Annotated in this window: 1 protein-coding gene; it reads left to right on the top strand. The window is 32.9% G+C overall.

Translation table 11 applies throughout. The features are described 5' to 3' along the window. The first annotated feature begins 57 nt into the window (after positions 1-57). Positions 58-189, top strand: a complete 132-nt coding sequence (locus V6260_RS19410; protein WP_341595636.1) for a nitroreductase family protein — start codon at positions 58-60, stop codon at positions 187-189. The last annotated feature ends 21 nt before the right edge of the window (positions 190-210 follow it).

The raw sequence follows: 210 nt of genomic DNA, 5'->3' as shown, positions 1-210 counted from the left end.
ACTCAAGATATTACTCATTACGCAAAAAATAGACTGTCAGCTTAAGAGTACAATCCAATGAAAAAGATCTCTGCTGACAATATTGAAAAAATTAAAGAGTTACTTAGATTTAGGCCTTCAAGTGTTAACTCACAACCTTGGCATTTTTTATTAGCGTCTAGTGATGAGGCTATAACCAAAATAGCTTAATCAACAGAGCGATTATTTCCA

The organism is Pseudoalteromonas aliena (genome assembly GCF_038155085.1).
Classification (GTDB): domain Bacteria; phylum Pseudomonadota; class Gammaproteobacteria; order Enterobacterales; family Alteromonadaceae; genus Pseudoalteromonas; species Pseudoalteromonas aliena_A.
This window is presented reverse-complemented; position numbering and strand designations above follow the sequence as displayed.

What these genes read in the sequence shown, in the direction of transcription:
- V6260_RS19410 (WP_341595636.1), top strand. Translation starts at nt 58, where the DNA reads ATGAAAAAGATCTCTGCTGACAATATTGAAAAAATTAAAGAGTTACTT.